Genomic DNA, 24,763 nt, shown 5'->3' on the forward strand with positions numbered 1-24,763 from the left:
CGCTCAGCTTCCGGCGGCGGAGCCGAGAACCGGCGGGGCCGGCGGTTCGCCCTCGATCGCGGTGCCCACGGTCAGCTTCCAGATCCGCTCCCACAGGCCCGCTTCGACGATCTTGGTCAGCCACCCGTTGACGAACGTCTTGAACTGCGCGTCACCGGGCGGCAGCCCGACCCCGTAGGGGTCCTCGGTGAACGGCTGGCCGACGACCTTGACCTCCGGGTCACGCTGCGCGTTGCCGAGCAGGATGGCCTGGTCGAGCACGTACGCCTCGGCCCGGCCCTGGCGGAGCGCCTGGACGCACTGGTCGTTGGTCTCCAGCAGGAGCAGGTTCGCGTCCGGGACCACCTGCTTGAGGGTGTTGACCGCCGTGGAGTTGGCCTGGGTCACGACCGTCCGGCCGGCCAGGTCCGACGGTTTCGTGATGCCGGTCTCCGACTTCTTGACCAGGATGGAGGTGCCCGAGTTGAAGTACGGTCCGGCGAAGTTGATCTTCTCAGCCCGCGCCGGGGTGATGGTGTAGGTGGCGAAGACCGCGTCGACGGTGCCGTTCTGCAGCAACAGCTCCCGGGTCTGCGCCGTCACCTGGACCAGCTCGACCGACGGCGTCCCGGTGATGTACTTGGCCAGGAGCTGGGACAGGTAGGCGTCGAAGCCGGTCACCTTTCCGGTGGTCGGGTCCTTGAGGGAGAACAGGGCTGCGGTGGTGGTGCCGCCGACGCGCAGGGTGCCCGCCTGCTTGACGGTGGCCATCCGGCTGCCCGCCGGAAGGTCGGCCGGATCGGCGACGGGAGCGTCGGCCAGGATCTTCTCGATCGACTCGCCACCCGCTCCCCCGTCGGCGGCGGCGGTCCCGGGCGGCGCCGGCAGAGGGGCGGAGCTGCATCCCGCCGTCACGCCGAGGGTGGTGGCCAGCGCGACGGCGGTGGCCAGGACGACGGCTCGTCGACCGGAGGGCCGACGACGGCTGCGAGCAGCCAGGGCGGTTGGTCGTTCCACGGTGTCTCTCCTCAGGGATTTCCGGTGCGATTCGGGTGGTCCGGATACACGCAGGCCAGTAGACGAAAGGTGCCGCGAGGGGCCGCGTCGGGCACCACGTGATAGCGAGGTTCAGCCGGATTCGGCTGCGCAGAAAGCATCGGGCCGATGCCGCCGAACGTCCAATCAAAACGTCACCGAGCATTCATAAGCGCTCTTTATGCTTCAGCTCGTGTTGGACACGCATCAGTTGCTCATCCTGTCCGAAGTGGCGCGGCACGGCTCGTACACGGCAGCGGCCAGAGCACTCGGTTATTCCCAGCCGGCCATCAGTTATCAGATGCGGCTGCTCGAACGGTCTGCCCGCGCGCCCCTGGTGATGCGGGCGGGACGAGGAATCGTGCTGACCGAGGCCGGTCGCCGGCTGGCCGACCACGCCGACATCGTGCTGGCCGCACTCGCCGCCGCCGAGTCCGAGATCAGGGCGATGAGCGAGCAGCGGGCCGACACCGTCCGCCTGGGGGCCTTCCGGAGCAGTTGCGCCACACTGGTCCCCTCACTGCTGGACCGACTCGCCCGGAGCACACCGGACGACGGCGCGGACCCCCCACCGCAACTCGTCGTGCAGCAGGTCGAACCGCCCGAGGCCGCACAACTCCTGCGGTCCGGCAAGATCGAGGTCGGCCTGCTGTGCGACTGGAGCAACGAGGGCACCGCCGACGCGGAGCGGGGCCTTCGCCGCGTCTCGCTGATGACCGATCGCCGGTGCGTCGTGGTGCCGGCCGATCACCGGCTGGCCCGGGAGACGTCCGACGGTGACGAGGTGGACTTCGCCGACCTCGCCGACGAGCCGTGGGTCATGGAGACGGTACGGGACCGGTTCCTCGCCGCCTGCGCGGCGGCTCGTTTCGAACCCCGCCTGGTGGCCACCGCGGACGACCATGTCACGATCCAGAACCTCGTGACCAGCGGCGTCGGCATCACCCTCATGAACGAGCTGGCGATCTCGGCCCACCTCGACAACCGACTCCGGGTCCGGCCGCTGGCCAACTGGCCGCAACGTCGGATCTACGCACTGGCGTCGCCGGAGGTGCTGCGCGAGGCGCCGGTCGCGCACACCGTCCGCGAGTTGCGCACGGCCGCGCGCAGTCTGCGAGGCCGCCTGCGGTCGGCGCCGGTCGGCGTGCACCGTTCCGGGCCACAGGCGGCCTGAGGGCCGGCGCTCTGCACGGGTACAGCGTGCCGCAACTCCCACTTAACCGGTAGGTTAACAGGTGTATTGGATCACACCTGCTGACATCGGACCGCCGCCGGATCTAGCCTCTTGGCATGAGTGCAAGCAGGTGTCCCATTCGACGCCGCTTCGTCGAACCGTTCCGGTTCTGTAGCACCGCCGGCTGAGCTCGACGACACAGCCGGGAACGGTTTCTCGGTCGCGCCGTCCGCGATTTCGACATCGCGGCGTTTCTCATCTCCTCGGCTGTGATTCCTGCATTCGTCGGGCGCGGACAGACCATTCCTCGATCGCATTGCGCGGCCGAGTCGATCGGTCGCGCCCTGCGGCGACGAACCGTCGAACGACCGTCGGAACAGAAGGGAGGAACCAGCGGTTGACGTCGCCACAGGACGGATCCCGGGAAGAGCCGACGCCCGCCTCCCCGCGCCGCGACATGACCGAGGCGGTACGGCGGTACGGATCACGGTTCGACGGCACGCAGGGCCTCGAGCACATCGCGCCGGTGCCCGAGGCCGTCGTCGCGTGGCTGCTCGCGCAGGTGAAGGCGGCGGCCGGTACGCGTGGCACGCACCCTTCCTTCGGCACGGATCTGGAACGGCGTCTCACCTCGGACTATCTGCTCACCGAGTGGCCCCGGGTCCGCAGCGAGACCGGGCTGCCGCTGTCGAGCCCCGCCGACGGCGAGCGGACCCCGTGGCTGCGGGTGCTGCTGGGCGACGCGGTGGAAGCGGACCCCGACATCGAGCAGATGCCCGACGGGCCTCCCGTGACGCTCCAGCGCTGGGCGTTCGGCGGCTGGGAGGTGGCGGAGAGCGGCGGTGCCAGCGACCTGCGGACCGTACGCCTGCCGTTCACCTATTCGCACCCGGTGCCGGCGGACACCGGCGGCATGCTGCGGCGGGTGGCGCTGACGGTCCAGCCGAGCATGACGTACAACCAGACGTCGAGCTCGGCGACGGTCACCGGCGCGGTGCAGGCGCTGACGCTGTTGCGCAGCCGCGAACGGTCGTGGCCGTACCGCTACCGGATGCGGTGGCAGCTCCGCATGGGCGACGACGGGAACCGCCCGTGGACCGACCTCGAGAGCCCACCGCCCGAGCGGTTGACGGTGTGGTTCCCGACGCATCAGGTGGAGCCCACGCCCCCGGACGCGGGGGCGCTCGTACCCGCGCCGCTGGACGTCCTGCGCGACGTGCCCCTGTTCGGGGTGCAGTCGGTACCGGACGCCGACCTGATCTTCCGCGATGTCATGGCGTCGTTCCGGCCGCACCTCGCGACGTTGTCGGAGGCGTCGAGACGGGACCTGTGGGAGTTCTTCGGCGAGTACAGCCTGCGCGCGAACATCCCGTTGGCCTGGGTGGGCAGCCATCCGTCGCCACTGTTGTTCGACGACGACGGGTTCGTCGTCGGATACCTGCGGATGCGCGCGACCCTGGTCGCCCGGGAGGTCACCGGTCCGGCCACGCAGGACGCCGTGCTGGAGTCGCACGTGCTGCGGATCCTGCGGGTGGACGGTTCCGCAGAGGTCACCAACGCGGTCGGCGTCGACGGCTTCGTCACCTTCGGCATGTCGACCTCACCGGCCGACGCGGGCGGCGAGCCGGCCGGCGGTGCCGTCCGGGGACAGCTCGGTGCGCGGCATCAGGTGTCGCACACGCTGGGATCGGGTGGTGGGGCACGCACCTCGCACTCGCTGCGGATCCGCAAGCCGCTGATCCCCCAGGGCGTCGACGTGATCCTCGACGTGGAGCTGGTCCGCGCGACCGGTGCCGCGGCCCGCCCCGAAACGGCGACGCCGTTGGGCTCCGGCGTGCCGCACCGGGCGATCCTGCGGGTACCGTCCGCGGACCTCGTCACCCGACGACCGACCACGCCACGCTACCTGCCGCCCGAGATCGCGCAGCTCCGGTCGATCGGCGTCTCCACCACGCCGTTGCGGGTCACCGGTGCGGACCCGTTGTTCGCAGCGGTGCAGACCTGGCTGACCGGGCACGGCTTCCTGCCGCCCGAGGACGAATCGGCGTCGGACGCGCTGACCGACGAGGCGACCAGGGTGCAGCGCCTGGTGAACGTACGCAAGCTCGACGTGGCCCGCTCCGGCGTCGGGCTGCGCGGCGCCGTGGACGAGATGATCGAGGGTGGCTACCCGATCGTGTTCGAGCTGCCGGTCCGGGGCGAGATCCAACGCGCCGAGGCCCGCATCGTCGCCGAACGCCGCTTCACCGACGGCCCCCAGGGAGGGGTCGTCCACGTCCTGTTCCTGCCCGACGTCCAGACGCTGAACTGGACGGGTTCGACCCTGCCCGCCAGTGAGGGACGAAGCCGATCACCGTTCGGCTGGAACGGTGGCGTCGCCGGCTCCTCCACCAACCCGGCCGGGACGACCGCGACGGACCGGCCGGTGCAGGGCTTCTCCGGCGGCGTCAACCGCTTCTCCCGGCCCGCCACCATCACCGACACCACCATCGGCTTCGGCCAGGAGTCGTACGCGCTCAGCCCGACCGGTGAGGGGTCGCACGCGTTCCAGGTGCCGGTGCGGTTGCGTGTGGAGATCTCGTGGAGTCACGGCGACTCACCCGAGCCGACCGAGGCCGACGGGATGTTCGGACTGGCGGTACCCACCTATCGCACGCTCGCCGAGCCGGTGGAGATCCGTCCGCACCGGGATCCCGCACCACGGGCTGTCACCGATCAGGATCGCACCAGCCTGGACCAACCGGACGAGACGATCTACCGCAACGGCGTGCTGCGCCTGCCCAGCCTGGCGTACGTGGACCGGGTGGAGGGCAGCCGGGTCATCCGTGCGGTGGTCAAGGCCCTGATCGGCGCCGGACACCCTCCGGTCGTACCGGCCGAGGCGCCCACCGCCGTACTCCCCCGCATGCCGGGCGCGTACCCGGTCGACGACGTGGCGCCGCCGCCGGTCGGCGGCGACCTGGAGATGCAGCCGGTGCGGCCCGCACGCAGGCTGCCGGGTGCGGCCGACACGGATCGGCCGCGCACCATGCCCGGCGCCTTTCCGGTCGACGAGGCGATCGCGCCGATGGCGGTTGTCGGTGACGACGCCCCGGCCCCGGAGAACCGGGTGTTCTGGCCGTGGGGCGGCCGGACGGCCCGATGGCTCGGCCGGGCGGCGATGCACGGATGGGCGTGGGTGCGGCGACGGACGCTCGGCGAGCCGCTGGACCGACCGGAGACCATGGCGCAGGAGGTGGCGCACGCGGCGGTCTCCCCGCACCATCTGGTGGCCAACGCCCTACAGGTCTTCAACGACCAGTACGTGACCGAGAACATCGGCGGGCACGGCATGGTGTCCGGCACCGACATCTCGGTGACGGTCGAGGGCTATCTCACCGACGTGCGGCTCCTGCCCGCACCCGGTGTCATGGACATGGAGAGCTGGCTGCAGTCCCTCGACGGCTCGGCGCAGACGGCGGAGGACAGCGTCGGGTACGAGCTGCCCGCCACGCTCAGCGGCTCGTACGGCAGCGTCACGCAGTTCGTACCGGCCGGGACGTACACCCACCTCAGACAGACCGACACCCGTACGACGTTCGCCGACAACACGATGGCGTTCCGGGTCACCACGGAGAACGACGTCTCGGTGTTCCGCTTCGCGGCGAAGGCCGTCTATCTGATCACGGTCACCAAGGGCGTCCGCAACGTGGTGGCCGGGACGCTCGCGGGTCGGCCGTTCGCCGAGTGGCAGGTCGTGGTCGAGGTACCCGAGGCCGTGGAGTTCCTGCTCGTCGAGAACGACCTGCTCAACCATCCGGAGTTGCGGCAGATCCCCGGCATCACGCCAGCCGACCCGCAGACTGCCGCGATCGCCGACCGCACGCTGCCCTCGTGGTTCGTGCACGGCCGCGGCAGGCTCGGTTTCGGCGTGGCCACCGCGGTGGTCCCCCGAGGTCCGCGCCCGCAGTTGCGCAGCCACGTCCGCGCGATGGTCGAGGCCCAGGCACCGGGGGTGACCCACCCCGGCCACGCCGCCTACCTGCCGGGGGTCCGATCGCGGATCACCGACCACACGTCCACCCTGGGGCTGCGGACTCTGATCAACATCGGCCCGGAGGGCCGCGCCTCGTTCCACTTCGTGCACCGGTCGTGGCTCGGGCCACGGCTGGTGGAGGTCGAGTTCCGCGCGCAGCCGGTGGAGAGCCCCACGCAGCTCGCCGCGCGGCGAGGCCGGCCGACCTCGTCCAGCGCGGGCCTGGACACCATCCTGGCCCACTCGTCCGGCGAAGGCGGCTCACTACAGACCCCGGGCGCGAGCAAGGAGAGCGTCACCCGGGTCGTCGCCAACAGCGCCGCCTTCTCCCCGATGGTCAAGCAGCACGGCCACCAGGCACAGCCGGCCCTCTCGATCGGTGCCCAGCACCAACGTGTGCAGACCGCGACGTCGCTGCGGGAGTACCGCACCTGGGAACGGACGATCGCCACCACCCAGTTCGACCGTGTCCCCTACACGCTCGGCGTCGCCGTCCGCTCGATGCCGTTGGACGACGCGCTCGTCGTCCGGGTGGGCCGGGCCGCGATCAACGGACTCCGCACCCCGGGCCGGCTCGTCCGGCTGGCCTGGCCGAGCCTGCCGACGCTCCGCGCGGCCGGTGAGTCCTCACACGCCTTCGCGACCCTGGTCACGTTGCGTTTCAGCCAGGCGGAGACGCCTCGTGTCCCGCTCGGTGACCAGCGGCAGATCTCGCCGCTGCTGCTCACCTCCGCCCCGACCGCCGTCGTACCCCCGCCCACCGACGCGGTCGTCGTCGACCTGGAGATCCCGGCATCGGTTCGGGCCCTGGTCACCGGCCCGCCCTGGCGTCCGAGCCGGCCGTTCTCGGTGTACGACTTCGACGCGGTCACGCAGCTCGCCGAGGCTATCCGGTCCGTCGACCCGTCCCTGGCCGACGACGACCAACTGCACAACTCCACCTCGGCGGAGGGCATCTTCGTCCGCCTGTCCAGCCTCGCCCGCTCGGGCCGGGTCACCATGCTGGAACCCGCCGCCGTGGGCCGCCTACTGGGTCGCGCGGGTGGGCCGGGCACCTCGCTACAGTTCGCGCTCTTCTCCCCACGGCCTGCGAGTTCCAGCCGCAACGTGGCCATCGACGGCATCAACGCGAACACCGACAGCTTCACCACGACCGTCGCCGGGTCGGTGATCCCTGCGATGACCTTCGGCGACGCCCACCCCCTGACGCGGGACGTCACCAACACCGGTGGTCCGACGCTGCCGATTCTCGGGGTCGACGCGCCGCACGGTCAGGGCGTGGGCGGTTCGGCGCAGCGCCGCGAGATCCTCCGGTTCGGCACCCCGGTGGAGTCGGCCGCCGGGGACGGCACACCCGGATACCAGGTCGTCGCCGTGGCGGTGGTCCGGGTCAACGGTCCCCACGGCAGGCGGTGGGTCGTCGGCAACATCGAGATGCGCACCACCGAGGCCCCACCCGCCCCGGCACCGGTCGAGGCGGTCACGCCCAGGGCACCGGAACCGCCCCCTCCTGCCCCGGAGGTCGCGCCGACGCGTGCACCGAGCGTGGCGTCGTTGGACGTCACACCGACACCGCCGCCGCGTACGCCCAGCGTCACCCCGCTGGACGTCGCGTCGGCCTCGCCGGTGCGCTCCGCACCGCGTACGCCGAGCATCGCGTCGCCGGACGTGGACGTGGAACCGGGCGCGGTGATCACCTACGACGACGTCGCGTCCCTCGCGGCCGAGACCGGCGCGGAGCAGACACCGGCCGACCTGCCGTCCACGTCGACGGCCCCACCGTCCGCCGCGTCGACGGTACGCGCGGACAGCGGTCCGGCGGTCGACGTCGCCGCCCCTGTCCAGGACGACCCGCTGCTGCCCGAGGAGATCACCTCCGTGAACGGGGTCTGGTTCGCCGGTGCCCCGCCGGGCCCCCGCGACGAGCCGGCGCTGACCGCGCTGACGCAGGCGGTGCAGGCGGCGGGAGCGCAGCGGCACGTGGTGATCGTCAACACGCCCCGGCTACAGCCGCAGCACGCCGCCGTCGTCGCGGCGCTTCGTCAGGCGGTGGACCGGCTCGCCTGGTGGGACGGGCGTGGTGTGGTCGTGGCGGTGCTGCGCGCCGACTCGCTACTGGAGGCGTGGCTCGACCGTGCGGCGGTGGTGACCGTGCGGCGGGTACCGGCACCGGTGGACAAGGACCGGGTGGCCCTGGACACGGTATGGGAGCTACGCGGTGCGGGCGGTCGGCGCGAGTTGTTCCGGGAACGACCGACCGCCGACCTGGTGACCGCAGCGGTCGAGGCGAGTCGGGCGGTGGCCCGTCCCCCGCTGCCACGGGACCTGGCTCGGTGGCTCTCCACCAACACCTGGCCGCAGCGGCAGGCCGTTCTGGACGAGCTACGAGAGCGGCTCGTACGCCCCGAGGTGCTCGACGCGCTCGAACAGACCATGACCGCCGAGGGACGCCCGGGAGGCGTCCTGACCTGGCTCGACCAGGTCGGTCCGTGGCAGGTGGCCGACCGGATCAGACACGACTCGGAACGCGTTCGCCACGAGTTCGGGGTGGCCGATTCCCACAGCACGCGGCGCGGGATCGCCAACCGGGTGCTGGAGGAGATGTGGGCGGAGAGCCGGGCCGACCGGGAACTCGCCGCGATGTCCGTGCTCCTGCGGCGTGAACTGGCCGCCCGCGACGACACCGCACCGCCGGGTGAGGCGGTGACCGCCCCGGTCGTCACCGACCCGTGGAGCCCGCATCCCCCGGTCGCCGGGCTGTGGGCCGGGCAGATGTTCGCTTACCTCACGCGCAGCGAGCCGGAGTGGAGCGACCCCCACGCCGGCCGCTTCCTGCTTCGCGCGGTGTTCGACCGCCAACTGTCGTACGACGACTATGCCGCACTGGTCCTGGCGGGTGCCACCAACACGAGCGAACGGGTGGACGGCGTCATCGCCACGGCGGTCGCCGTCGTCCTGGAGCTGTCCCGCCGGGTCCCCGACCGGGACCGCGACGAGGAGGTGCTCCGCAGCATCGACGACGTGATCACGAGCGTGCAGTGTCTGATCGATCCGACGCTGCGGGTGGAATGGGTGTCGCGGACCGACCCGGCCTGGTGGAGCGGTACGCCGCTGGCCGACAGCCTGCACCGCGACGGCCGGCTTTCGTCCACGTCAGCCCGACTCGACCACCTGGCCGCGCTGATCGCGTCGTGCGGCTACTGATGTCGACGAGTTCTGCGACATCGGCTACTCGCCCCGGCCGAAGATCGACGCTGTGGAGGCCGCAGGCAACCTCGCAATCCTCGGCATCCTGGTGGGCGTCGCGGCACATAGGGTCACTGCGGTGATCAACGAACGGATAGCGAGGTTCAGAAGACGTGGACGTTAATCCGCTGCGCGACCTGATTCGGGCTCTCGCCAGGGCCGACCGGGAGCCGCCGACGCCGTGGCAGCCGACATCAGGCAGCACGGCCTACCCGGCAGCCTGCGGCTGATCGAGGCCGCTTTCGCCCTTGCGGTTCATCGGCACCTCGGAGCCAACGCCACCCCCACCGACATAGCCGCCTTCGTGTCGTCAGCTCGCTCCCAGTACCAGCAGGTGCGACCCCACCCGCCCTTGAGGTGGAGGGCGTCATCCGGGCCGCCGTGGGCGAGCCGGAACTGATCGACAACCTCTCCGCCGAGGCCGTGCTGGGAATCGAGATCTTCGTCCTCGGACAGATTCTCCTTGAGTCGAACCTGACCCCGACCGAGCTGGACGAGTTCGTGGCCGAGGCCGAGCAGCTCGCCGCCGAACACCTGCCGTAAGTCCGGTCGGCCGATCAGCGGACTTACGAACGCCTTGCATCCGGCAGCGTCTCCACTCATGGCGGCTGCTGGTGCACCGGCTGCCTTGAGCTCAACAGGACGACCCGGACGCCGCCCGCAGCAGGGACAAACTGTCTGTCGACAGAATTTTTGACCCAAGGTTATATTCAAGGATTTGACTGGCCTCAGGGCCCCATCCATGTCGAAGTCGGGTCGCCAGTAGCCTTCTGTCAGACGACAGTTGGAGATCCGGTGGACAACGCGAGCGACCACACGAAGAGGCACAGCGCCGAGACCTTCGCCGCCGAGCTCAGGCGCAGGATCAGAGAGGGCGTCGCGGGCTACCAGGCTGGCGCGAAACTCCCCACCTTGCGGGAACTCGCAGCTACCGAGGAAGGCGTCGCTCGTGGCGTTGCGGAGAAGGCCATTGATCGCCTTCGGGCCGAAGGATTGATCGAGTCACGCCGAGGTTCCGGCAGCTACGTCAGGGCAGGCCGGATCCTTCGCACCTCGCCAGGCCGCCTGTCGCTCAAGCAGTGGGGACGCGGGCTGTCGATCCAGGCGCACGATGCAGCGAATCCGCCGAAGGCAGTAGATGTCGAAGTGGGCGATGTGGTGCCGCCACCACACGTTGCCGAAGCGCTCGGAGTAGCGCCCGGTGAGGTGGTGCTGTCGAGATACCGCCGGTTCGTGCGAGATCGACGCTCGGTACAACTCGCCACCGCCTATCTGCCAACGGGCTTGACCCGTGGGACTCGCATCGAGCACACCGACACTGGGCCGGGCGGTACGTTCGCCCGGCTGGCCGAGCTGGGATTCGGGCCCACCCGGTTCGTGGAGCGGGTCATCAGCCGCGCGCCCACGCCGGAGGAGATCGACGGGGTGGATGACCGCGATGGGCTGGGGCTACGCCGAGAAGGGAGCCTGGTCTTTGAGATCACCAGGTACGCCTTCGCGGGTGACCGGTGCGTCGAGGTGTCGTTGATGGTGCTCGACGCTGAGGCGTACGAGCTGGTCTACGACTTTCCCGCCGAAGGCTAGATCGAAAGAAATTGTCACCCCAAAGCTTGATTGTCTGCTGACAATCCGTCAGGCTTGGTCCTGTAGGGACAGCCCCATCAGTCATCGAACGACGGTGTCGGTGTGGGGAGTGAGACTCCCGAAGGGATCAGTGATGCGCGCTACCTCCACACGACGCCGGAACGGCGCGGCTGCGGCTCATGCGACAGAACATCACCGTCCAGAGTCTTCCCGCCTGCGGGCGCCCTCCTGGCTCTTGGCCTCGGCGGAGGGTCGGAACTCGTGATTGTCGAGATGGTGCCGGTGCTGCTTGGTGCCGTACTGCTGGGGTTCCTGGCCGGGCTGTTCGCGTTTCGGGTGAAATCGCGGTGGTGTCCGCGCTGCGGGGAGTCGACCGACGCGATGCCCCCGACCGGCGGCAGCAGATGACCCACCGGCGTGACCACAACTCCGTACCTCTCGGGCGGAGGGTGGCCGAGCTGCGGGCGCACCGGGGCATGACCCAGCAGGCGTTCGCGGATCGGCTCGGCAAGTCGAAGAGTTGGGTCGACAAGGTCGAACGCGGCGTACGTCAACTCGACCGGTATTCGGTGATCCAGGAAATCGCCGACGCTCTGCGCCTCGATCCGGAGATGCTCCTCGGGCCTCGCCGGCCGCCACCCACGACGCCGAGTCTGGACGGTGTCGACGCGATCCGGGCCGCACTGGCCTGCTACCAGTACCAGCCGGAGCGCACGGTCACGGAGCACCAGGCCGGCCGGCAGGTCGCGCACGCCTGGATGAGCTACCAGCACGGCCGGTACCCGCAACTCGTGGGAACCCTGCCCAGCCTGCTCGACGCGACCCAGGGTCTCCACAGACTGCTGGCGTCGACCTACCGGATCACCGCTGCCGTCCTGGTCAAACTCGACCACGCCGACCTCGCCTGGCTCGCCGCCGACCGGGCCGTCGCCACCGCCGCCGGTGACCCCGCCCTCGCCGCCAGCGCCACCATCTCCGTCGCCCAGGCGCTGCGCGCCCTCGGCCACCACCGACTCGCTCTCACCGCCGCGCTCACGGCGGCGGACACCACGGACGACGACGTCGTACGCGGCACCCTGTTCCTCCAGGCCGGGCTCGCTGCCGCCGGTGACGGTGACCGCCGCAACGCCCACGACCTGCTCGACCACGCCGCCACCCTCGCTGAAGGACCCCTCGACCACATCGATGAGGACCACACCGGCTTCGGGCCGGTCGCCGTCCAGGTGGCACGCTCCCTCGCCGCCCACCGCCTCGGCGACACCGTCGAAGCCGTCCAGCGACACGGGCACGCCCTAGCCAGCGACGACTGGCCACGACTGCCACCCGAACATCGCGCCGCCCATCTGGTCGACGCCGCCCGCGCCTACCTCGACGTCGGCGATCCCGGCCGAGCCGGACACGCGCTGCTCGACGCCGACAGCGTCGCGCCCGCCGAGGTCCGCAGTCGCCCCGCCGCCCGTACCCTCCTCGCCGAGATCATCCAGCGCGGGCCCGCACCGGCCGACGTCGCGCGACTGGCGGCCGTCGTCGGCCTGACCCGACAGTCCTGACCCACACACCTACCGAGACTCCACCTCGCCCGGGACGACCTGTGAAGCGTGGTGCGCGACGTACCGCTCGACGACCTGATCCGCGCCTTCCACCGAATCCCGGGTGGCGCCGCCCGTCGTCGGTTGGTGTCCGCGTAACGACGAAGATTGAGTTCGGGTCGTGCGAAACGGAGACTAACTGACGCGATTCGCTGCCCAACCCTGGATATTCTGTGCGCCCGTTCCGTGACTGTGGGAGATGGGCATGGAGCCTCGATGGAATGCGGACCCGGCAGCGACTTTCACGCGACGACTCGGCCGCTCGGCTGCCGAGCTGGGCGAGAGTGGCGGCACGACGACCTGCCCTGACATCTGGGAGCTCTCAAATGGCGATGTGGCGGTCATCGGCCGCGACCTCACGGATGTCTACGCCAACCGGCTTCCTGAAGGCGTCAGCGTCGGCCGTGACGAGCGTCTGGTCGTCATCCCGCGCAGCATGATCCTCGCCGCGAAGCCGGACATCCCGGATGCGTGACCTGCTTCGGATGACGTCCGGGGAAGCGCTGAGTCTGTCGGACTATGAGGCGGACTTCTACGCCATGGTGGAGTCCGTGGACGAGCCGATCCTGAAGACGGAGCGGATGCAGACGTTCCGGGAGCCCGGCAGCCCGAGCTGGGAGGCATTCGACGCAGGCAGGTGGGACGAGGCGTTGCTGATCGCAGCGCAGCCGAACCCGGATCTGGCTCAGTTCTTCGCACTCCTCGCCGAGCGAGGTTCCGGGCTGCACCGTCTGCGGATCGTGGAGCTACCGCTCACGCCGTACCTGATCTGGGAATTGAATTTCCTCCGTTTCCGCGCCGAAGCCGGTGAGCTCATTCGGGTGCTCACCGCCGACAAGGTCTGGGAGTACGAGCAGGAGCACGGCGTGGTGCCGGAGCTGATGGTGGCGGGCGACAGGGCCGTGTACGACGTCCGCTACGACGTCGATGGAACTCCGATCGGTGCGGAGAAGTTCGCAGAACCGCAGGTCGTCGAGGGCTGCCGCTCGCAGGTGCGGGCGCTGCTCGCCAGGGCGGAGTCGTTCGACTCGTTCTTCGACCGTGAGGTCGACGGGCTGTCACCACCCAACGCCCACCTGTAGTAGCCTCGCCTCCACGTTCAAGCATGGAGGCGGTGTGTCTCTGGGTCGGCGAAAGACCCGGTTACGACTGGTCGTTGCTCGGCAACGTCGGTGAGGCTTATGGAGCAGCCTCGGCGATCCTCGCCGGTCTCGCGCTCGTAGGGGTCGCCATCTCTCTGATCGTGCAAGCGAGGGAGGCCAAAGCAGTTCGCGAGCAGGCACTTCGCGCGCTGCACACCGACCTGCTCAAGATGGCTATCGATGATCCGGGGCTGTTGGAGTGCTGGGGACCGATCGAGCAGTCAACGGACCTGGAGTGGTTCCGCAAACACGTCTACACCAACCTGATCGTGTCGCACTGGCAACTGATGTGGGAAGTGGATCTGCTGAGCGAGGACCACTTGGAGATCCTCGCTGATCAGTTCTTCAAGGGCATGGCCGGACGACGCTTCTGGGCGGAGGCGCGGGGTCCACGCATGAAGGCGGAGACGTCCCGACGAGCGCGGCGTTTCACCCTGATCGTGGACCGGAGTTACCAGACGGCCGTCACTGCGGGTCCGCCGGCCGACGCGATGGACGGCCGATCATCGTCGAACGACCGCGCGGTAGGTCCCGACCCGCATGCGGCGCAGCGCGGAAGGACCCAGAGCCGCGCAGCCGACCTGGCGCTTGGTGCCGTCCTCGGCGGCGGCGTGGCTCTCGCCGCCCGCTACCTCGTCCGGCACGGCCGCATTACCAGCGGAAAAGGCTGAACCGCCCAACGGCGACGCTGATGTGCCGCGCCGTCGTCGTCAGGCGACTGTGCCGTACGCCTGCCCTTTCCGCTGGGAGCCCCGCCGATGACCGTCGACACGTGGAAGTCCTCGGACCCGCCGACCCTGGCCGACGATCTCCTCCTGCTGCTGTTCCAGCCCCGGTCCGGCACCATCGCGGGCGAGAACACCCTCTTCTACGTACTCGCCGGAGCCGTCCTCGCCGACCTCGCGCTCGGCGGCCACGTGGCGACCACGGCGAACGGACGGATCGGCGCCTCGGACCACGTACCCCCCGCCGACCTCCTGCGCTCGACCTGGGACTACGTCTCGGACATGCCCCGCAGCGCCCCAGACCGTCCTGGCGGCGATCGGCCCCGGCCTGCGGCGGCCGGTGCTGGACAGGCTCCCGCCTGCGCCTCCGCCGTGAAGTGGTCGTCGGGTTGACGTGGGCGCATCGGATTCGCGGGGACCATCAGGATCACGGACACATCCTGCCCCACGAGAGCTGCCGTCCCTCCCCCGCCGACGATCCCCGGCGTTCGACTGGTGACCAGGGCGGCGTACGGCGAGGCAAAGTCGGCACCCACACATCGATACGAGCGTCGATATGATCGGCCGACTGACGATGCCTGCGGAGGTTCGGATGCGGATGGCACGGTTCTCGGCGGTGTGGCGCGGTGCCCGATCCCGGCTGGACCGTTGGCTGTCCATCGCCCGTCTGCTCCCGCATGCGGGCATGCCGACACTGGGCGCGGCCCTCGCGGTGAACGTCCTGCTCGGTCTGCTGCCGATCGGGTTCATCGTGGCCACGAGCGTGATGGTGCAACGGCTCGCCGAGGCGATCGGTGGCGACGAGCAGGCGTGGCGCGCGACGGTGCTCGCGTTGGGTCTCGCCGCGCTGGCCTTCTTCCTCCAGCAGGTGCTCGCGCCGGCGCAGACGGCGTTGGGGCATCTGGTGACCTGGCGGGTGGACGCCTGGTGCACCCGTAGCCTGATGACGTCGGCGCTGGTGGACGCGCCGATCTCGGCGCTTGAGGACGCGACGGAACTGGATCGGCTGAGCCGGGCCCGGGAGGCGTTCGGCCGGACCATGCCCACCCCGGGTGACGCCGCCGCAGGTGCGTTGGCGCTGCTGCCCCGGTACGGGCAGCTCGTCGGGGCGGTGGTGGTGCTCTGGGTGGCGCTCTCCCCGTGGGCGTCGCTGGTGGCCGGGGTGACGGCGCTCGTGGTGCGCTTCGGTCAACGCGGGGCGCTGGGACGTTTCGGCGCGTTCCTGAAGGGACTGTTCCCCACCTGGCGGCACGCCTCCTATGTGCGGTCGATGGCGGCGGGGGCGGCGTTCGCCAAGGAGATCCGGGTGTTCGGTCTGATCGGCTGGGTCCGGGAACGGCACCGCTCGGAGTACCTGGACTACCTGCGGCAGTTCTGGGCGGGACGGCGGCGGATCAACCTGCGCCCGTTCCTCGGGTACGCGGCGGTCGGCCTGGTCGGGGCGACGATCGTCTTCGTGTTGATCGCGCAGGCTGCCGCCGGTGGGCGGCTCAGCGTGCTCGAACTGGGGCTGGCGGTGCAGGCGGCGCTGATCCCGATCCGCTTCGGGGTGCACTTCCCGGAGAGCGACGTGCCGACGCAGTACGGGCTCCAGTCGTACGAGGCGATGACCGACTTCGCGCGGTCGTCCCGGTCGCGGGCGGCGCTGGCGGCGCCGGTCGCCGGTGAGTCGGCGGCCGACCGCCCGGAGCGGGAGGTGCGGTTCGAGCAGGTGCGGTTCCGGTACGCCCCGCAGGGTGCGGAGGTGCTGCGGGGGTTGGATCTGAGGTTGCCTGCGGGGCGCTCGACGGCCATCGTCGGGCTCAACGGTGCCGGCAAGACCACGTTGGTCAAGTTGTTGACCCGGTTGTACGACCCGGTGGCGGGGCGGATCACGGTGGACGGGCGGGATCTGCGGGAGTACGACGTGGCACAGTGGCAGTCCCGGATCGCGGTGGTGTTCCAGGACTTCGTCCGGTTGGAGCTGAGCGCGGCGGAGAACGTCGACCTGGCGGCGGGTGCCGCCCCCGACGACGAGTCGCCGCTGTGGGCGGCGCTGGACCGGGCGGGGGCGCGGGAGGTCGTCGAGGGACTGGACGCCGGTCTGCGGACGACGCTGTCGAGCCGGTACGCCGGTGGTCAGGACCTCTCCGGTGGGCAGTGGCAGCGGGTGGCGTTGGCCCGGGCGATGCGCAAGGTCGCCGCGGGGGCGTCGATGATCGTGCTGGACGAACCAACGAGCCAACTCGACGTACGCGCCGAGGTCGACTTCTTCGACCGGTTCCTGGAGATCAGTCGGGGGTTGACGACGGTGGTCATCTCACACCGCTTCTCGACGGTCCGTCGGGCCGACCACATCGTGGTGGTGGCCGACGGGGTGGTGCAGGAGCAGGGCACACACGACGAGTTGGTGGCTGCCGGGGGCAGTTACGCGACGTTGTTCCGGTTGCAGGCCGACCGGTTCGTCGACGCGGAGGCCGGCCGATGAGCGGGTTGGGGCGGGCCGCACGTTTCCTGGTGGTGCTGGCGCTGCGGACCGACCGGCGGCGGGCGGGTCTGGCCGCAGTCATGATCGCGGCCGGCTATCTGGCCTCGCCGATGGTGGCGGTGCTGCTCGGCCGGCTGGTCGACGCGGCGTTGGCGGCGCACACGGACGTGGCGGTGACGCTGGCGGCGGCGGTGGCCGTGGTGCTGGTGGTCGAGTTGATGATGGCGCACTTCGCCCATCTCCAGTATTTCGAGCTCGCCGAGCTGATGGAGCTGAAGCTGCACGGTGAGCTGATCGAGCGGGCCAACGGGAGCGTGGACTTGGCCCAGCTCGACGACTCCCGGTTCGCCGACGAGTTGCAGGTGGTGCGGGACGACATCTCGCCGATGCAGGTGCCGGTGGAGGGGCTGCTGCAACTGGCGGGGGTGGTCGGTCAGCTCGTGGTCACGACGGTGCTGCTGGGATTGTTGAATCCGTGGTTGGCCCTGCTGCCGCTGGCGGCGGTGCCGCCGGTGCTGTTGGCGCGGCGGGCGCAGCGGCTGGTGGACCAGGCCAAGGACGACACGGCGGAGGGGATCCGGCGTTCGCAGCACCTGTTGCAGGTGGCCACCTCGGCGTCGTCGGTGAAGGAGTTGCGGCTGTTCGGGACCGGTCCGGACCTGGTGCGTCGTCAGCAGGCCACGATGGCGGCGGTGACGTCGACGGTCTGGCGGGCGCAGGCGAGCGGGGCGGCGGTGCGGGCGGCCGGGCAGGCGTTCTTCGCCCTCAGCTATGGTGCGGCGCTCTGGCTGGTGGTCCGGGACGTCGCCGACGGCCGGGGCAGCGTCGGCGACGTGGTGTTGGCGGTGACGCTCGCGGTGCAGGTGAGTCTGCAGGTCGCCAACGGTCTGGGGTTGCTCGGCACGCTCCAGGGGTTCGGCACGACGGTACGCCGGCTGGAGTGGCTGCGGGCCGCCAGCGCGGTGCCGGACGGGGTGTCGGAGCCGTCCGGATCGGCGGCACCGACCCGGCTCGACGAGGGCATCCGGTTCGAGGGGGTGGGTTTCCGCTACCCGGGAGCCACCCGGCCGGTGTTGCGGGACGTCACCTTCGAGTTGCCGGCGGGCAAGACGGTGGCGATCGTCGGTGAGAACGGTGCGGGCAAGAGCACGCTGGTGAAGTTGCTGTACGGCCTGTACCAGCCGACGCAGGGCCGGATCCTCGTCGACGGTGTGGCGCTGGACGAGGTGGATGCCGCGCAGTGGCGGTCCCGGACGTCGGCGATGTTCCAGGACTTCGCCCGGTTGGAGTTGACGCTGCGGGAGAACGTCGGGATCGGTGCGGTGCAGCGGATCGACGACGAGGAGTCGGTGCGGCGGGCGATCGACTCGGCGGGGGCGCAGCGGGTCGTCGACGCGGTGGAGGGTGGCCTGGACGGCTACCTGGGCACCGGTTTCACCGACGGGCAGGAGTTGTCGGGTGGGCAGTGGCAGTCGTTGGGGCTGGCCCGGTCCCAGATGCGGACCGAGCCGCTCCTGTTGGCGTTGGACGAGCCGGCGGCGGCGTTGGACGCCGCCGCCGAACATGCGATCTTCGTCCGGTACGCCGAGTCGGCCCAGCGGGCGCAGCGGCGTGGCGGGATCACCGTCTTCGTCTCCCACCGCTTCTCCACCTTGCAGATGGTGGATCTGATCGTGGTGCTCCAGGACGGTACGGTGCGCGAGTCCGGGTCACACGCCGAGCTGCTGGCCAGTGGTGGGCTGTACGCGGAGCTGTATCTGATGCAGGCCCGCGCGTACGGTCCCTCCGGCGAGGATCAGCCGCCGGAGGCGAGTTGACGGTCGATGAGCGCGGCGAGTCCGGCGACGCTGACGTTGTCCATCAGTTCGACGGCGGAGAGTTCGACGTCGAAGAGGTCCTCTGCCTGGGCGAGCATGTGGACCAGTTGCATGCTGTCGGCGCCCAGCGCGATGAGATCCTGGCTCATCTCGTCGGGGGTGAATCCGAGAAGGGGCTCGACCACCTCGGTGACGAGTCGGCGTTCGGTGTCGGTCGGCGCGGCGGAGGGGCTCAGCTCAGTCATCTCGCTCTCCAGTCGGGGGGCCACCCACGGTCGCGGGCGGAACCAGTATGGCCCTTTGTCGATGGCCCGACGGTGCGGTGCGCGCCGCGATGCCCCTCGATATTGACATTGGCCGAAGTGGCTTCATAGGCTACCTTCCGGCCATAAGCCGCACCGCCGGACAGGTGGTGCCGGCGCCCAGACCGGAACGGGGGCACCGGGATGGATCGGAGAACCGGCCACGATCTCGTGGTGACGGTGCGGCAGGCGCGGCAGGCGCAGGCGTCGGCCACCTGGGCCCAGCGGGAGATCTGGGACGTCATCGACTGGTTGGGTGATCAGCCGCAGAGCTTCACCATGCGCGAGATGGTGCTGGTTCCGGACGGCGTCACGGTCGCCGGGGTCCGGCGGGCGCTGGAGGAGGTCGTCGCGCGCGTCGACGTGCTCCGCACCCGGCTGGTCATGGGCGCCACGGGTCTGCGGCAGGAGGTGGACGGGTCCGGCACCCTGACGGTGCCGGTCTGGTCGGCGGCGCCCGACCGGGTGATAGCGGACGCCAAGGAGTTGGTCGCGGCGATGACCGCGACGGTGTTCGACCTGGCCCGGCAGTGGCCGGTGCGCTTCGCTCTGGTGCTGGCCGACGAGACGCCCGCCGCGCTGGTGCTGAACGTCTCGCACGCGGCCGTCGACGCGACCGGGTTGGCCCTGCTCAAGGCGGAGCTGCACGGCGCTCTCGCGGGTGCGTCGGTCGAGCCGACCGAGTCGCGGTGGCAGCCGCTGGATCAGGCCGGTTACGAGGCGAGCGAGCCGGGACGTCGGCGCAGCCGGCGGGCGGTACGGTTCCGCGAGGAGCTGCTCGGTGAGGTGCCCGAGTCGCTCGTGCCGCCGTCGTCCGAGCCGCCGCACACGCCCCGGATCGTGCAGCTCGACATCGAGTCGTCGGCCGTCGCGGTGGCCGCGCAGATCTTGGCCGACCGGCAGCGGGTGAGCACCAGCGCGGTCCTGCTCGCCGCCCAGGCAGCGGTGCTCTCCCAGCACACCGGCGCGGACCCGATGTTCCTCACCCTGATCGTCGGCGGCCGGGTGGAACGTCGGCTACAGACGATGATCGGCCCGGTGGTGCAGAACGGTCTGTTCCGGGTCGACGTGGGCACGGGTACGTTCACCGATCTGGTCACCCGCTGCTACCGGCAGGCCATGCTGACCTATCAGCACGGCAACCACGACACCGTCGAGCTGGCCGAGGCGCGGCAACGGGTGGCGGCGCGGCGGGGGTTCGTGCCGCAGATCGGGGTCTTCTTCAACGATGCGCGGGAGCAGCAGCGGTGGTCGGGCCTGCCGCAGGTGCGCTCCGGTGCGGCGGAGCTGGCCGAGGATCTCGCCGCGCTGTGCCGCGACACCCGGATCGAGTACGTGACCGGCTGGGACGCGCAGGATCTGACCGTGTTCCTCAGTGTCTCGGATGCGCCGGGCGCGGCCGCGATGCAGTTGCGGGTGGACACCGCCTACCTCGGTGTCGAGGATGCCCGACGGCTGCTGGCCGGAATCGAGTCGTTGCTGGTCGCCGCAGCGGCCGGCGATCTCGACATGCGGCAGGTGGGGCGGGTGGCCGGCGTACGGCCGTCGGTGGGCCGATCCGGCTCCCACTGAGCACGACCGCCGCTCCGGCGGGTGCGGCGCGCCGACGACTCAGCGTGTTCGTGGTGCGTCCGGACAACAGCGGCGTGTCGGCACTAAGGTGGTGGGCCGACACGGCTGGAGGGGAGTTCGGTGGCTGAGGTTGATGCCGGCGACTGGGTGGCGCGAGTGGCCGACGACGTGGTGGCGGAGTGGGAGCGGCGGCCCGGGACACCGGTGCTCGTCTGCGCCTCGGGGATCAGTCCGTCCGGGCCGATCCACCTGGGTAACCTGCGCGAGATCATGGTCCAGCACTTCGTCGCGGACGAGTTGAGTCGGCGCGGACTGCCGAGCCGGCATCTGCTCTCCTGGGACGACTACGACCGGCTGCGGAAGGTTCCGGCCGGGGTCGATCCCTCCTTCGCCGAGTACGTCGGTCGTCCGCTGACCGGGGTGCCGGACCCGTGCGGGGAGCACGAGAACTGGGCCGAGCACTTCAAGACGCCGTTCCGGGCGGCGCTGCGGCAGCTCGGTGTGGTCGTCGACGAGATCTCGCAGACCGCCATGTACACCGGTGGCCGGTACCGCGAGCAGGTCGTGACGGCCATGCGGGCCCGGGAGCTGATCGGCTCGGTGCTGGGCAGATACCGCACGAAGGTCGACCAGGGCGAGTCCGAGGAGGGGTTGACCTCCCACGACACCTACTACCCGTACAAGGCCTACTGTGCGGTCTGTCGGCGCGACGACACCACGATCGTGTCCTTCGACGACGAGACCACGGAGATCCACTACACCTGCGCGTGCGGGCACTCGGACCGGGCCCGGCTGGACCGCCAGGACCCGGGCAAGTTGGTCTGGAAGGTCGACTGGCCGATGCGGTGGGCGTACGAGCAGGTCCTGTTCGAGGCGGCCGGTGTGGACCACTCCTCCCCCGGTTCCAGCTACACCGTCGGAGGCGAGGTGGTCGACCGGGTGTACGGCGGCAAGGCGCCGGTCTATCGCGGCTACTCGTTCGTCGGCACCAAGGGGGCGGCCAAGCTCAGCGGCTCCGCCGGTGCCGCCCCGACACCCGACGACGCGTTGCGGATCCTGGAGCCGGCCCTGGTGCGCTGGTTGTACGTGCGGCGTCGCCCGAACCAGTCGATCACGGTGGCCTTCGACCAGGAGGTGAGCCGGCTCTACGACGAGTGGGACGCCCTGGTGGGGCGGGTTCGGGCGGGCACCGCGTCGGAGGTCGAGGCGGTGGTGCTCGACCGTTCGCTGCGCACCGCGGAGGTGGAGCTGCCGCAGACCGCGCGGCCGATGTCGTTCCGCACCCTGGCGTCGGTGTACGACATCACCGCCGGCAACGAGGCGCAGACGCTGCGGATCCTGCGCGACATGACGCCGCAGGAGCCGGTGGGCTCGTTGGACGAGGTGCGTCCCCGGCTCGACCGCGCGGCCGACTGGGTGGCCACGCACGTCGCACCGGCGGAGCGTACGCAGGTGCGCGCCGAGCCGGACCGGGAGTTGCTGGGCTCCCTCGACCCGGTGCAGCGGGAGAGCCTGCGGCTGCTCGCCGAGGGGCTGACGGACGACTGGACGCTGGACGGGCTGACCACGCTGGTCTACGGGGTGCCGAAGCGCCAGCTCGGGCTTCCGCTGGACACCGCACCCACCCCCGAACTGCGGGCCGCCCAGCGGGTGTTCTTCGGTCTCGTGTACCGGCTCCTGGTGCACCGGGACACCGGCCCTCGGCTGCCGACCCTGTTGCTGGCACTCGGTGCCGACCGGGTCCGGGCGCTGCTCACCCCGCAGGAGGCCGAGGCGTCAGCCGGTCGGGCGTGACCGGGCGTCGGTCGACGTCGATCACTTTCATTCACGGACATTGATTGCCGGACGGCTCGGTGATGGGTTAAGAAGGCTGTCTGCCCTCGACACCCGACACCCGACAGGACGCCCATGGCCCTCATCGCCGTCGAAGACCTCCGTCGACTGGTAATCGCACTGCTCGGTCAGGCCGGCACGCCGGACGACGTCGCCGAGATCGTCGCCGACTCGCTGATCGGTGCCGACCTGGCCGGGCACGGCTCGCACGGTGTGCTCAAGCTGCCGTCGTACCTGCGGGACATCGCCCAGGGCCGGTTGAAGCCGACCGCCCGGCCGTTCGTCGTCGACGACGCGCCCGCGACCGCCGTGGTCGACGGCGCGGGGGGTTTCGGTCACCTGGCCGCCCGGTACGCCGTGGACCTGGTGGTGGAGAAGGCCGCACACAGCGGACTGGCGGCGGTGGTGATGTCGCACGCGCACCACACCGGGCGGCTGGGTGGCTGGTCCGAGCGCATCGCCGACGCCGGTCTGATCGGGTTGTTGACCGGCGGTGAGGGGCAGGGGCCGTGGAAGGTGGCACCGCACGGCGGGACCGACGGTGCGCTGGCCACCAACCCGGTCACCTGGGCCGTTCCGCGCGCGGCGGGTCGGCCCCCGGTGGTGCTGGACTTCGCCACCAGCATGGTCTCGATCGGGAAGTTGCAGATCGCGCGCGCCGCCGGGGCGCAGACCGTGCCTCCGGGGTGGCTGCTGGACGCGCAGGGCGCGCCGAGCACCCGGGTGGAGGACTTCTTCACCGGCGGGTACCTGTTGCCGTTCGGGGGCCACAAGGGTTTCGCGCTCGCGGTGATCGCCGAGTTGCTCGCCGTCGGGCTCAGCGACGGTGACCGGTTCGCCGGTGCCGAACGGTCGAGCTGCCTGTTCGTGCTCGCCGTCGACCCGGCCCGGTTCGGGCCGCCGGAGCGGTTGCACGACTTCGTCGAGGCGACGGTGCGGCGGCTCAAGGCGGTGCCGGCCGATCCGGACTCCGGCGAGGTGCTGGTGCCGGGTGAGCCGGAGCAGCGCGCCCGGGCGGCGGCCGACGGGGTGGTGCTGCCCGACGCCACGTGGCGGGACCTCTGCACGGTGGCCGCCGGGCTCGGCATCGACACACCGACGGCGGCCGACGCCTCGGGTGCGGGCGGGTCGGGATCGATCCCGGCGCAGGGAACGGCGTGAACATCCTGGTGGCCGGGCGGCTCGGCCGGTATCCGGAGCGGATCATGACGTTGGCCGAGCGGGGGCACCGGTTGACGTACGTCACGATGCCGGCACCGGCCCAGCGGCCCACGCCGGACGTGCTGCCGTCGAGTGTGCCGCAGTACCGGCTGCCGGCGGGACCGGCCGGCGCGGAGTTGACCCGGATCGCGGCGGAGCACCGCGTCGACGTGGTCTACAGCCTCAAGAACGTGTGGGACGGGTCGTTGCAGTTGCTCGGCGAGCTGCTCGACGCCGGTGTCGGGCCGGTGGTGCGGCATCACAAGGAGCACTTCTGCGAGTCGGCCGACCTGGAGCGACGGGCGTTGACCGAGACCGCCGGGCAGATCTACATCAACCAGGAGTCGCTGGACTACTTCCGTGGGGCGTACGGGGTCAGCGACGCGTCGGCGCACCTGCTGGACCCGGACTACCTGCCGGCGCGGTACTTCACCGACGACCTGACCGGCAAGCTGCACGAGCGTGACGGTCAGCCGCACCTGCTGGTGGCCGGTGGGGTGTCCAGCACCCGGGGTCGTACCGACATCCGGGAGCTGTGTGCGGCGTTGAGTCGCCGCCGGGTCCACGTGCACATCTACGGCGGCAAGTACATCGGTCCGAACGCCCAGTCGATCTGGAGTGTGGACAATGCGCATGCCCGCGCCGAGTACGCCCGGCTCGCCGAGAGCGGCTACGTGCACCTGCACGACCACATTCCGCCGGAGCGGTTCGTCGCCGAGTGGTCCCGGTACGACGCCGGGTTGATGCACGTGGTGGCGCAGGGCACCCACGAGGTGGGCTTCCAGCGGATGAACCGACCGAACCGCCTGGTCCCGTACCTGGCCGCCGGGCTGCCGGTGGCGCAGCAGCGCGGCGGCCAGGAGGCCATGGAGCGCATCGTGCGACAGGAGGGGCTCGGTTTCCTCTTCGACGGGTACGACGAGCTGGCCGACGTGCTGCACGACCGGGCGCGGCTGGACCGGCTCGGTGCCGACGTGCTGGCCCGGCGCGGGGAGTACACGTTCGAGCGGCACGCCGACGCGCTGCTGGAGGTGTTGGCGGGCTACGCCGGGCGACGCTGACCGGCGGCTCGGTCGAGGGTTG

Annotated in this window: 17 protein-coding genes; 15 read left to right on the forward strand and 2 right to left on the reverse strand. The window is 70.7% G+C overall.

What is annotated here, in order from left to right:
* Positions 1-3: 3 nt before the first annotated feature.
* A complete protein-coding gene (locus tag ACQVFL_RS18185) occupies positions 4-996 on the reverse strand; it encodes a glutamate ABC transporter substrate-binding protein (protein WP_431727089.1) in 993 nt (330 codons plus the stop codon).
* A gap of 211 nt (positions 997-1,207) precedes the next feature.
* On the opposite strand from ACQVFL_RS18185, the gene ACQVFL_RS18190 reads away from it, so the two are divergent.
* The 11 genes from ACQVFL_RS18190 to ACQVFL_RS18240 all read left to right on the forward strand — a co-directional run bounded on the left by ACQVFL_RS18190 (position 1,208) and on the right by ACQVFL_RS18240 (position 18,773).
* Positions 1,208-2,188 (forward strand): LysR family transcriptional regulator, encoded by a 981-nt coding sequence (locus ACQVFL_RS18190; protein ID WP_431727090.1) that lies wholly within the window; start codon positions 1,208-1,210, stop codon positions 2,186-2,188.
* Between the two features lie 397 nt (positions 2,189-2,585).
* A complete protein-coding gene (locus tag ACQVFL_RS18195) occupies positions 2,586-9,407 on the forward strand; it encodes a hypothetical protein (protein ID WP_431727091.1) in 6,822 nt (2,273 codons plus the stop codon).
* 399 nt (positions 9,408-9,806) lie between these two features.
* Entirely contained in the window at positions 9,807-9,992 is a 186-nt protein-coding gene (locus ACQVFL_RS18200; RefSeq protein WP_431727092.1) for a hypothetical protein, read from the forward strand.
* Between the two features lie 252 nt (positions 9,993-10,244).
* Positions 10,245-11,033 carry a GntR family transcriptional regulator gene (locus ACQVFL_RS18205; RefSeq protein ID WP_431727093.1) on the forward strand — a complete coding sequence of 263 codons (789 nt, stop codon included), beginning with the start codon at positions 10,245-10,247 and terminating at the stop codon, positions 11,031-11,033.
* A gap of 350 nt (positions 11,034-11,383) precedes the next feature.
* Positions 11,384-12,583 carry a helix-turn-helix domain-containing protein gene (locus ACQVFL_RS18210; protein ID WP_431727094.1) on the forward strand — a complete coding sequence of 400 codons (1,200 nt, stop codon included), beginning with the start codon at positions 11,384-11,386 and terminating at the stop codon, positions 12,581-12,583.
* A 244-nt stretch (positions 12,584-12,827) separates the two neighbouring features.
* Positions 12,828-13,097: a hypothetical protein gene (locus ACQVFL_RS18215; RefSeq protein WP_431727095.1), complete on the forward strand. Its 270-nt coding sequence runs from the start codon at positions 12,828-12,830 to the stop codon at positions 13,095-13,097.
* A gap of 10 nt (positions 13,098-13,107) precedes the next feature.
* Positions 13,108-13,704, forward strand: a complete 597-nt coding sequence (locus ACQVFL_RS18220) for a DUF6879 family protein (RefSeq protein WP_431727096.1) — start codon at positions 13,108-13,110, stop codon at positions 13,702-13,704.
* A gap of 32 nt (positions 13,705-13,736) precedes the next feature.
* A complete protein-coding gene (locus tag ACQVFL_RS18225; RefSeq protein ID WP_431727097.1) occupies positions 13,737-14,435 on the forward strand; it encodes a DUF6082 family protein in 699 nt (232 codons plus the stop codon).
* An 87-nt stretch (positions 14,436-14,522) separates the two neighbouring features.
* A complete protein-coding gene (locus ACQVFL_RS18230; RefSeq protein WP_431727098.1) occupies positions 14,523-14,882 on the forward strand; it encodes a GPP34 family phosphoprotein in 360 nt (119 codons plus the stop codon).
* Between the two features lie 199 nt (positions 14,883-15,081).
* On the forward strand, positions 15,082-16,956 hold the full coding sequence (locus ACQVFL_RS18235) for an ABC transporter ATP-binding protein (RefSeq protein ID WP_431727099.1): 1,875 nt from the start codon (positions 15,082-15,084) through the stop codon (positions 16,954-16,956).
* Positions 16,953-18,773 carry an ABC transporter ATP-binding protein gene (locus ACQVFL_RS18240; RefSeq protein WP_431727100.1) on the forward strand — a complete coding sequence of 607 codons (1,821 nt, stop codon included), beginning with the start codon at positions 16,953-16,955 and terminating at the stop codon, positions 18,771-18,773. Before ACQVFL_RS18235 ends, ACQVFL_RS18240 begins: the two co-directional genes overlap by 4 nt.
* Here ACQVFL_RS18240 and ACQVFL_RS18245 read toward each other — a convergent pair.
* Positions 18,752-19,018, reverse strand: a complete 267-nt coding sequence (locus ACQVFL_RS18245) for an acyl carrier protein (RefSeq protein WP_396694558.1) — start codon at positions 19,016-19,018, stop codon at positions 18,752-18,754. The genes ACQVFL_RS18240 and ACQVFL_RS18245 overlap by 22 nt on opposite strands.
* A 231-nt stretch (positions 19,019-19,249) precedes the next feature.
* Between ACQVFL_RS18245 and ACQVFL_RS18250 the strand changes: the two genes are divergently transcribed.
* The 4 genes from ACQVFL_RS18250 (at position 19,250) to ACQVFL_RS18265 (ending at position 24,741) form a co-directional block, all read left to right on the forward strand.
* Positions 19,250-20,647 (forward strand): condensation domain-containing protein, encoded by a 1,398-nt coding sequence (locus tag ACQVFL_RS18250; protein WP_431727101.1) that lies wholly within the window; start codon positions 19,250-19,252, stop codon positions 20,645-20,647.
* A gap of 120 nt (positions 20,648-20,767) precedes the next feature.
* The gene (gene lysS, locus ACQVFL_RS18255) at positions 20,768-22,441 is read left to right on the forward strand and encodes a lysine--tRNA ligase (RefSeq protein WP_431727102.1); all 1,674 of its coding nucleotides are present in this window, start codon (positions 20,768-20,770) and stop codon (positions 22,439-22,441) included.
* A gap of 114 nt (positions 22,442-22,555) precedes the next feature.
* Positions 22,556-23,641 (forward strand): Ldh family oxidoreductase, encoded by a 1,086-nt coding sequence (locus ACQVFL_RS18260; protein WP_431727103.1) that lies wholly within the window; start codon positions 22,556-22,558, stop codon positions 23,639-23,641.
* The gene (locus ACQVFL_RS18265; protein ID WP_396694551.1) at positions 23,638-24,741 is read left to right on the forward strand and encodes a hypothetical protein; all 1,104 of its coding nucleotides are present in this window, start codon (positions 23,638-23,640) and stop codon (positions 24,739-24,741) included. Before ACQVFL_RS18260 ends, ACQVFL_RS18265 begins: the two co-directional genes overlap by 4 nt.
* The last annotated feature ends 22 nt before the right edge of the window (positions 24,742-24,763 follow it).

Origin of the sequence: Verrucosispora sp. TAA-831 (genome assembly GCF_050780145.1) — a bacterium.
GTDB lineage: Bacteria > Actinomycetota > Actinomycetes > Mycobacteriales > Micromonosporaceae > Micromonospora.

What these genes read in the sequence shown, in the direction of transcription:
- ACQVFL_RS18215 (WP_431727095.1), top strand. Translation starts at nt 12,828, where the DNA reads ATGGAGCCTCGATGGAATGCGGACCCGGCAGCGACTTTCACGCGACGA.
- ACQVFL_RS18220 (WP_431727096.1), top strand. Translation starts at nt 13,108, where the DNA reads ATGACGTCCGGGGAAGCGCTGAGTCTGTCGGACTATGAGGCGGACTTC.
- ACQVFL_RS18230 (WP_431727098.1), top strand. Translation starts at nt 14,523, where the DNA reads ATGACCGTCGACACGTGGAAGTCCTCGGACCCGCCGACCCTGGCCGAC.
- ACQVFL_RS18235 (WP_431727099.1), top strand. Translation starts at nt 15,082, where the DNA reads ATGCGGATGGCACGGTTCTCGGCGGTGTGGCGCGGTGCCCGATCCCGG.
- ACQVFL_RS18240 (WP_431727100.1), top strand. Translation starts at nt 16,953, where the DNA reads ATGAGCGGGTTGGGGCGGGCCGCACGTTTCCTGGTGGTGCTGGCGCTG.
- ACQVFL_RS18245 (WP_396694558.1), bottom strand. Translation starts at nt 19,018, where the DNA reads ATGACTGAGCTGAGCCCCTCCGCCGCGCCGACCGACACCGAACGCCGA.
- ACQVFL_RS18260 (WP_431727103.1), top strand. Translation starts at nt 22,556, where the DNA reads ATGGCCCTCATCGCCGTCGAAGACCTCCGTCGACTGGTAATCGCACTG.